Source organism: Helicobacter sp. MIT 05-5294, from assembly GCF_000765675.1.
In the GTDB taxonomy this organism is placed as follows: Bacteria; Campylobacterota; Campylobacteria; order Campylobacterales; family Helicobacteraceae; genus Helicobacter_D.
In genome coordinates this window covers 242,560-252,236 of sequence record NZ_JRPA02000001.1, presented here as the reverse complement: position 1 = coordinate 252,236, position 9,677 = coordinate 242,560, and the positions used below count along the sequence as shown (strand labels likewise).

At 36.3% G+C, this 9,677-nt stretch carries 9 protein-coding genes; 6 read left to right on the top strand and 3 right to left on the bottom strand.

Features of this window, described 5'->3' with window-relative positions; translation table 11 throughout:
- The 6 genes from LS69_RS10290 to LS69_RS01295 form a co-directional block, all read left to right on the top strand.
- Positions 1–960 (top strand): hypothetical protein (locus tag LS69_RS10290; RefSeq protein WP_194145368.1); only part of this gene is annotated, 960 nt, incomplete at its 5' end.
- Positions 961–970: 10 nt separating this feature from the next.
- Positions 971–1,306: a hypothetical protein gene (locus LS69_RS01310; protein WP_138121569.1), complete on the top strand. Its 336-nt coding sequence runs from the start codon at positions 971–973 to the stop codon at positions 1,304–1,306.
- Positions 1,307–1,753: 447 nt separating this feature from the next.
- Positions 1,754–1,882, top strand: coding sequence for a hypothetical protein (locus LS69_RS11025; RefSeq protein ID WP_275050948.1), 129 nt, complete (start codon positions 1,754–1,756; stop codon positions 1,880–1,882).
- A gap of 10 nt (positions 1,883–1,892) precedes the next feature.
- Entirely contained in the window at positions 1,893–2,225 is a 333-nt protein-coding gene (locus tag LS69_RS01305; protein WP_138121568.1) for a hypothetical protein, read from the top strand.
- A gap of 95 nt (positions 2,226–2,320) precedes the next feature.
- Positions 2,321–3,022 (top strand): hypothetical protein, encoded by a 702-nt coding sequence (locus tag LS69_RS01300; protein WP_138121567.1) that lies wholly within the window; start codon positions 2,321–2,323, stop codon positions 3,020–3,022.
- 90 nt (positions 3,023–3,112) lie between these two features.
- Positions 3,113–4,435 carry a hypothetical protein gene (locus LS69_RS01295; protein WP_138121566.1) on the top strand — a complete coding sequence of 441 codons (1,323 nt, stop codon included), beginning with the start codon at positions 3,113–3,115 and terminating at the stop codon, positions 4,433–4,435.
- Positions 4,436–4,446: 11 nt separating this feature from the next.
- On the opposite strand, the gene LS69_RS01290 is transcribed toward LS69_RS01295, so the two are convergent.
- The 3 genes from LS69_RS01290 to LS69_RS01280 are packed head-to-tail and all read right to left on the bottom strand — an operon-like array spanning position 4,447 to position 9,669.
- Positions 4,447–7,527, bottom strand: coding sequence for an efflux RND transporter permease subunit (locus LS69_RS01290; RefSeq protein ID WP_138121565.1), 3,081 nt, complete (start codon positions 7,525–7,527; stop codon positions 4,447–4,449).
- The gene (locus LS69_RS01285; protein ID WP_238699054.1) at positions 7,527–8,345 is read right to left on the bottom strand and encodes a biotin/lipoyl-binding protein; all 819 of its coding nucleotides are present in this window, start codon (positions 8,343–8,345) and stop codon (positions 7,527–7,529) included. Before LS69_RS01285 ends, LS69_RS01290 begins: the two co-directional genes overlap by 1 nt.
- A gap of 10 nt (positions 8,346–8,355) precedes the next feature.
- Positions 8,356–9,669: a TolC family protein gene (locus LS69_RS01280; RefSeq protein WP_138121564.1), complete on the bottom strand. Its 1,314-nt coding sequence runs from the start codon at positions 9,667–9,669 to the stop codon at positions 8,356–8,358.
- Positions 9,670–9,677 lie beyond the last annotated feature (8 nt).

Sequence of the window (9,677 nt, the reverse complement as noted above, 5' to 3'; positions counted from 1 at the left end):
TACAATACAACTTGGCATAATGGCAACACAAGAAAAGAAGTATTAAAACTTCATAATGAGTTTGTAGGAGTTAATAGAGGGATTCTAATCCACGAGGGATATACGAGGGACAATAGTCAATTCCAAGAGGGAACTTCGCCTAGAAATACCTTTGGTTGTCTTGTGATTGCCAAAGAGGAAGTAAGAGATAGAGACAATCCTAACGACTTTGCAGAGAATATCTTACAAGCAGATTCTACTAAACGCCAAGAATTAACCCAAGCAATTTTAAATCCCAATGGCTTTATCCATAAAGAATTTTTAACCAATAAAACCCTAACACCTAAAGAAATAACACGAGGGATTGAAGTAAAAATCCAAAATAAGTTTGAAGTAGTAAAAAGAATCCCAACCCTCTCACTAGAGGAAGATAGAAAGCGAAGTATCATCAATAACACTCCTGCTATTTTCAATATTGAGGGGTATGAGAAAAATTGTTCCAGCGAGATTCCTAAGCACCAACAACACGATTATGAGGAAGTTACAGAAAATGAAAGTTTGATTATCTCATACTCCCAAAAATATTCATTGGATAGTGATTTAATAGGGGCAATTATTTATTTAGAATCTACGCATGGATATTATGATAGAGTATATGAAACTCCTATTCTTAAAGATATTATTACAAAATATTATAAAGAACAAAAATCTTTTCGCCCTATGAATGTAAATTATAACTATTGGATAGAATTAGCCAAACAACTAGGCTACACCAAAGCACAAATCCAAACCAATCCAAATGCAAATATAGATATGGGTTGTTTGCTGGTTAGAAGAATCATTGATAGACTAGAGAATCCAACCATTGAAACAATTGGCACACTCTATAATTCTTTAGCAAAAGAGAGAATCTCAAGCTATGGTGCAGTCTTGAAGTATTATTATGACAACAAAGTTTGGCTAAAACCAAAAGAAGAATGAGGGGGCTAAAATGAATGCGTTTTTATCTTTTTTCTTTCATGAGGGGGCGTTTGTATTGTTTGTCATATTTATAACAATTTTTGCTCTCTTTACTATCAAAAACAAAATGAAATTGTTTATTATTTGGTTAAGCATTTATTATCCACCATTTTTTCTAATGATATATGATGGTGAGCAGAAGTATTTGTTTATAGAGGGCACAGATGTGTGGGATTGGTATATTGGAGTTATGTGGCTTACTTTTTGGTGGGCAATATTATTATTTCTTATCCCATTAACAATTTATTTTACCCTTAAGATTCTATCTTTTGGGATTAAATTTTTATACAAAAAGTATCATCAATGAATCCTAGATTTAAAAATATTGACATATTGTATAATTCTTTAGCAAAGGAGAAAATCTCAAATTATGGGAGGATTTTGTTGTATTATTATAAAAATAAGCTTTGGCAACCAAAGACATTAAATAAAGGGCAATAAAGTTGATATTAGTTGTTATCATAAGCATAATGATATTTTCTTTGTTTATAAGTAAAAAGAAAATAATTATATTTTTTGTTTGGGCATTATTTTGCTTTACTCCTATTTTTCTTTTTGTATGCGCTGGAGAATTTGAAACCCAAAATTTAGATTATGCCGGAATGGGAACTCAAGAAGTAATGGAATTTTGGTTTGGGATTCTTGTCGCAAGTTTTGCTTGGGCAATGATAATGTTTTTTCACACATTAACAATCTACTTTACCCTTAAGATTCTATCTTTTGGGATTAAATTTTTATACAAAAAGTATCATCAATGAATCCTAGATTTAAAAATATTGACATATTGTATAATTCTTTAGCAAAGGAGAAAATCTCAAGCTATGGTGCAGTCTTGAAGTATTATTATGACAACAAAGTTTGGTTAAAACCAAAAGAAGAATGAGGGGGCTAAAATGAATGCGTTTTTATCTTTATTTTACAAAGAAACATTTGTATTGTTTGTCATATTTATAACAATTTTTGCTCTCTTTACTATCAAAAACAAAATGAAATTGTTTATTATTTGGTTAAGCGTTTATTATCCACCATTTTTTCTAATGATATATGATGGTGAGCAGAAGTATTTGTTTATAGAGGGCACAGATGTGTGGGGTTGGTATATTGGAGTTATGAAGTTTAGTTTGTTATTAGCGTTATTTTTATTTCTTATCCCATTAACAATTTATTTTACCCTTAAGATTCTATCTTTTGGGATTAAATTTTTATACAAAAAGTATCATCAATGAATCCTAGATTTAAAAATATTGACATATTGTATAATTCCTTAATAAAAGAAATCACACAAAAATTAAAACTAAAATCCACAATAAGGCAAAAGAAAATGGCGATTGGTAGAGTGATAAGAGAAGTTGATGGAGTATTGTTTCCAGATTTCGATGATTTTGAATATGGGAAAGATGATGAGTTTTGGGAAATGGAATTATTGTTGCAGATTCCAAATCTAACAAAAGCTGATATTTTAGAGTATTTTGAGTATTGTATATTTGGGTTTTCAATAAGCGGAAAAATTGAAGGTGATGATATTATGATATACACCTATCGCATAGATCACCTTGATAATAATCTCTCCCCAAATCCACCTAGACCCACTTATATTAGTGAATATATTAATGTTATAGGACAACTCTTCCTAGCAGGTTATATTGATTTTGGCTCATATTGTGATGATGAGGATAGGGACAGGATAGATTATCCTACAAATTTATATTACTATAAAGAAGACAAATACCAAGCGTGGATATATTTTAGAGATAATTATTTTTATGCAAATAGATTTAACAGAGATTTAGACGAACCTGATACGATTGATGAGAAAGGATATAGTCTGATTTTGGGCGATACCTCTTGGGATACTCCCAAATATTGGTCGCAATATAATATTTGGGTTGCAAGAACCCCCAAAGGCACTAAATACTATAACGAAATCCTAGCTCCAAGATTCTATAATAAATACAAAGATTTAGAAGTAGAGATTGATAATAAAGGCAATATTATAAGATGGATTGGAGAGATTAATAGATGAATGGGATTTGGCGTTATTCAAGCAATAATGTGCGATAATAAAACCAATGTTCCATAACAAATCCAATCAACCAAAGAGGAATCCAATTAAATGAGCAACTTACAATCATTAAAATTAAAAGAAATTGACGGCAATCATTTTTGGATTCTACTTACAAGATACGAATTAAGCGCGGAAAAATACGCCAACTTAAGCAATGAAGAGCTAGAAGAATACTTCTGCTCCAAAGATATTCAAATCCGCAATCAATATCCTCCCATCTCTTCCACTCTCACACTTAGAGGCTATTTAAGAATCTCTTGGGATTTTAGAGTAAATTACAATAAAGGCATTGATTTGGTGTTTTTCCCAGAAGAGAATCCTTATATCAATTATGTTGTGCTTTATGCTAAGGACTTTGAAAAAAGCTTTTTGGGCTATGATGACTTTGTCGCCACAGATAGAGAATTAAGCAAAGTCAAGATTCCGTATCATATTAATGATGATTTTGCCAAAGAAGTCCTAAGCCAAAGTGATTCAACCAAAGCCCAACAAGAAAAGTTTTTCAACTCCCGCTTTGGTAGCGTCTTCGCGCCACTTGAAATTAGCTTTGAATGGTTTGTAGCATATTGGGATTTATATGCGAATCCTTTGCAATCACGCTTTGATTTTAGCCAAGTGATTCTTCTTCCAAAATACGATAAATATCTCAATGGAAATTTAGAGAGCGGGGGCGTTTTGACGCTTTGTTTAGGCGTTATCCACTCCTATAAGATTCTACCTAAAGATTCTAATTTTAACTATCCAGCTTTCATTCCTAATCTTTATAATGAAGAAGATTTCCTCTATCAACCTATTTCTTATTTCAAACTCTTTGAACCTCTCCCTACTTCTGCTTTAGCCTATACACATAGTGATATAAATAAATTTATCATCAATCTAAGAGACAAACCAAGCAAAGAGGGCAGAATCCTTGCTCAACTTCTTTCTCAAACTCTACAATGGCAATCCCTAATCCCTAAATATAAAAAACTCCAATTAATGGAGGATTTAGGCGAGGAAACTATCTTTGTTGCCCTAAAAAAAGAAGTAGAAGAATTAGACAAAGCCAAACAAGCTTATTATCAAGAAAACAAATCCAAGCTAACCAATCCTTTAAATGCTAAAGAATATCTTGTCTTGGTGTGGAATATAGATTCCAATAATTGGGCTAAAGTGTGGATTCTAAAAATGCCAGAGGACAAAATTCTCTCATACGACCTTTATAGAGTCTATCTTAGTGATATAGGAGAAAATAATTCTACAAAAGACCTAGAAAACTACACAAAAACATTTTTAGAATCCCCCTCCAAACTCAAACTCTATGAGGGTTATATCCATACCAATGGTTTAGGCTATCTTTTGTCTTTTGGAGGAGATTATATTAGGAAGTAAATTTGCCACAATCAATGATACCATTTCCTTAATCTATCATCTAATGAAGCAATCAAACAATAAAAAGTCGGGACGATAAGCAAACTCAAAATCATTGAAACTAGCAACCCGCCTATCATTGCGATTCCCATAGGCGATTTGATTCCACTTCCTGCACCTCCTGCAAGGGCTAGGGGTAACATACCAAACACCATAGCAATCGTTGTCATCAAAATCGGGCGCAGCCTAAGCCCACCCGCTTGTAAAATAGAATCCTCTAGCGCAACACCTTGTGTGCGTTTTTCGTTAGCAACATCAATAATCAAAGTCGCATTTTTGCCCACAAGCCCCATCAAAAGCATTAATCCCATAATGCTAAATAAACTCAAAGATTCCCCACTCACAAAAAGTGCCAAAAATGCCCCTGTAAAGCTAAGCGGCAAGGTAATCATAATCACCAAAGGCTGCAAAAGTGATTCATACAAAGAAGCCAAAATAAAATAAATCAAAAACAAAGCCGTTATCATCGCAACAACAAATGCTGCATTGGTTTCTTGCATATATTTCGCATACCCTTCGACCTTATAGCGCACCCCATTTTCTAGCCATTCTTCTTTATGCGATTCCAAATAATCCGTCGCCTCACCTAAACTCACCCCCTCACTTAAGTTTGCATAAATCATCACACTTCGTTGTCTGTCATAATGCTTGATATTCGTTGTCGCTCCCACTTCTTCTTGTTCTACTAATCCGTCCAAAAACACATTTTCTCCACGCGCATTTCTAAGGCTTAAAGTGCTTAAATCCATCAAAGAATCTTTTTGTGGGCTAAGCAATACAATATCGTATTCCTTGCCTCCCTCGCGGAAATAAGACACTTCTTGCGTCCCGCTAAAAGCATTATGCAAAGCCATTGCGACTTCTTGCGCACTGAATCCATATTGTGCTAAAATCGCACGATTTACTCGTAAGCGAATCTGTGGTGTTTGGGCTTTAATATCGGTATGAATATCCCGATATTTCCCGCTTTGTCGCATTAAATCTTGGATTTTTTCTACACTTTGATTAAGGGATTCTATGTTTTGTGCATAAAGCGCAAGCTGCAAAGGCGAATCGTCCTCGCCTAAACTAATTTGTGGAATCTTTATTAACGCAATCCCCATATCAAAATCCCGCGCATAAGCCTTATAAGTCTCACGCAGGGATTCCATAATCTCATTTTGCGTTCGTTTGCGCTGATTATAAGCACTTAAGCGCGTGTAAATCTTGGCTTCATAGACTTTTTGTTCTGCGGTATAGCCAATATTCAAAATACTATATTCCACCTCACTTTCTTGATGCAATCGTTGTTGAATCGCAAGGGTTTGGCGTTGCATTTCTTGCAAAGAGATTCCGGGCTTACTTGTAAGTTTAATATCAAATTCCGCCTTATCTTCAGAGGGCAAAAACTCCACCCCCAAACGCGTAATCAAAAAAAGCGATAAAATAAAAATCCCGAAGATTCCGCCAACTACAAGGGCTTTATGGCGCAAAACCCAATGCAGTGTTTGAATATAAAATCCCTCTACTGCTTTGAAATATCGCTCACTCCAATCATAGAATCTTTGCTGCCAAGAATTGCTAGTTTGCGAATGAAAATCCGCAATCCGCGCACTTAGCATAGGGATAAAAGTAATCACCACCAAATACGAAATAATAATAGAACCCGCAAGTGTCAGCCCAAAAGAAGTAAAAAATCTCCCAACCACCCCGCTCATATTGGCAATAGGAATAAACACCGCAAGTAGCATACAAGAAATCGCAATCAGCGCAAACCCTATCTCACGCACTCCAGCATAAGCCGCTTCTTTGCGCTCCATTCCGCTTTCTAGTTTTTTATAAATATTTTCAATCACCACAATCGCATCATCAATAATAATCCCAATCGCAAGGGTAATTGCGACCATTGTTGCGAGATTCAACGACATACCAAAAACCTGCATTAAAGCAAAAGTGCCAAAAATAGAAGTCGGAATGCTTAAGCTAGAAATAAAAGTAATGCGTCCATTTCTTAGGAAAAACAACACCACAAAAACCGCCAAAAATGCCCCTAAAACCAAATCAAACTCCACCGCATTTATCGTGTCCTTGATATAGTTTGTCGTATCCCGCACGAGGGTGAGTTGGTATTGTGGGCTAATCTCTTGTAGATAGGGTAAAATCTCTTTGATAGAATCTGCGATTTCAATCTCATTAGCCCCAGTGATTTTCTGCACTTCTAGCAAGATTCCACTTCCGCTAATCTCCTCTGTTACGAGATTAGAAAAACTCCGCGCCTCTTTGGTAGAATCCACAATCAGCGCAATATCGCTTAGCTTCACGCCATCGCCAACAAGAATATTCCCCAAATCCTGCACACTACTCGCGTCTGCTTTAGTTAAAATCTTCCATTCTTTTTTCTCGTCAATCAATCGTCCGCCATCAATTTCAATGTTTTGCGCGTGGATTGCACGGGCAATATCACTAAAGGTAAAATTGTATTTATTTAACGCACTAGGAAAGGGGCGAATCTTAATTTCGCGCTCCAAATATCCTACAAGATTAACTTTTCCCACACCTTTGATTCTCTGCAAAAGTGGTTTGAGATTCAAATCCGTGTGCAAATGCAACACTAAGAGACTTTGCGAATCTTGTTCATCTAACGCTACTTTAGGGCTGACAAAAAGCGAAATAATCGGCGCACCCCCCACATTGAGCTTTTCAATTCTAGGAGATTTCACCTCACTTCCAAAGCTAATCGTAGAGACTTTATCACGCACATCATTTGCAGCGACTTCCACATCTTTTTCTAATTCAAACTCCACGACTACCACACTCACACTATCTGCGCTCGTAGAAGTGATTTTTTTAAGCGATTCTATCCCGCTGACTGCCTCTTCAATCTTATCGGTTACTTTTCCCTCCACAACCTCTGGATTTGCGCCGGGATAAATTGTTGTAATTGTGATAATCGGCACATCAACATTAGGATACAACGAAATGCTTAGCCTTTTAAAAGCTTCCACTCCAAAAAATATCAAAGCCAACACAAACATCAAAGTTGTGATAGGACGCGGAATCGCAAACTTTGACATTAGAGTTTGCCGCTTTGTTTTGTGATTTTAGAATCCCTACTTACATTTGGCACAATCACGCCATCGCCAAAAGTCCCCGCTGGAATCTTAGGATTCTCTATGAACGCCTCTGCAGTTGCTTTTTTGGTCTTTTTGTCAATGCTTGGATAGATTTTATTAAGGATTAATTTAGAATCTTGCGTAATATTATCCACCTTATAAATAAACTCATCACCCACAGCAACCACATTAAAATACTTAGAATCAAAGGCAATCAATGCTTTTTTGTGCAAGGATTCTAACATAAAAAGCTTACTAGAAATTGCCCCCACGCCATCGCCAACTTCTACGAATTTTTGGGCAATAATGCCATCAAAAGGAGCATAAAGAATCGTATTATCCAACAATTCTTTTTGCAAGGCAAAATTCGCCTCTGCGCGTTTTAAATCAAAAAAACTTGCCCGATATTCAGATTTGATTTTTTCAAAAGTATTTAAATCTATCGCATCTTTGGATTGCTCATAGCGTTTGTATTGACTTGCGATAAAAGCATATTTGACTTTTAGGGATTCCAAACTTGCTTTTGCCACTTGGACGCTTTCTTTTAAATCTTTTGCCCTAAGAGAAAGCAGTTTATCGCCCTTTTTTACCTGCGCACCTACCGCGACAAAAATCTCTTCTACCACGCCACTAGCACTTAGCGTTAAAGTCGCGTTTTGGAGTGCTTGGACTTCAAAAGTCGCATAGATTTCGCTTTGGGCAAACGCCTGAAAATGCAGAATCGCTAAACCCACAAAAAACGCAACAAGATTCAAGGCTTTTTTGCTTTTTGTATGCACTTTTTACTCCTTAGTCTTTAACAAAAGATTCAAAACTTTCTCCGCTTTTATAGAGAAATTCCGCCTTTTTGACTTCATAAAGGAATCGGGATTCGTCATAAAAACTTTGCGCGTGAAGCAAAGTCGTTAGTGCCTTGAGATATTGTGTATAATCAATCAGTTGAGCATTAAACTTTTCCTTTGCATAAGAATACGCAATCAAGGCAGATTGATAGCCAGAATCCGCCCATTTGATTTTTTCTTTCGCGCTTTTTAAAGCCTCTTTTGCGATGATTAACTCGCGCCTATGAGAATCCTTAAGGTAAGTGTATTCAAAGTTCGCCGCCATTGCATTAAGCCGCGCACTCTCATACGCTCTAAAAGTCGCCAAAGAATCAAAAAGCGTAAAGCTCACAGAAATTCCTAATGTGTTTTGGTAATTTGGGTCGTCTAAACGAATCGTAAAGGGTAAGTCCGATGGCATAGCGCGGTCATGATAATTATAGCGTGTGTAGCGATTGCTTAGCGCAATTGTTGGCAAATAAGTGTATTGGGATTTGGCACTTTCTTGCGCTTTGAGTAGATAGAAGTTTGCCTGTAAATCCTCCCTACTTTTAGGAAAAATATCCAAAGAAACTTCGCGCAAACTCGCGTGTTCGTCCAAAGCGTTAATTTCTATTCCACTTAGAAGTGAGAGTTGCTCTAAATGCGCTTTAAGCGCAGTTTTTGTGGATTCTATTGTATAGATATTTTGATAATTTTGGGCTTTAATTGCTTCAAGCGTATCTAGCGAAGCAAGTCCCACTTCATAGAATCTTTGGTATTTTGCAATGCTTTCACTAAGCTCTTGTTGCTGATGATTTAGGGCTTTGAGTTTGCTTTGTAATCCCAAAGCATTGAAATATTCCTGAATGATTTGTAGCTGTAATTGCTCTTTGGTGCTTTTGCTTTCGTGTTCTTTGGCTTTGAGTTTATAATGGGCAATGTCAAATTTCCCCTCTCTTTTTAAGCCATCAAAAACCAACCAACGCGCCTCTACAAACGCACCATCTAGCTTTTTGGGATAGAAAATATCAGGATTTTGCGTTTCTTGATAGGCATAACCCGCAACGACTTTTGGCAAATATTCTGCATACACCGCGTTTTTTTCTTCTTTTAACGCCTGAACTTGCGATTCTTTGCTTTGTAAGAGGGGATTGCTTAAGGCATTTTGAAGAAGTGCTTTAAGGCTTTGGGAGTTAGGGTTTGAAAGGTTTTGTTGGAATCGCGCCTCTTCAAAACCTTGCAAAATTTGCACACCAAACACAAACAAAGCAACGCCCAAACTACCCAAAAGCCTTTTCATTTGCACAA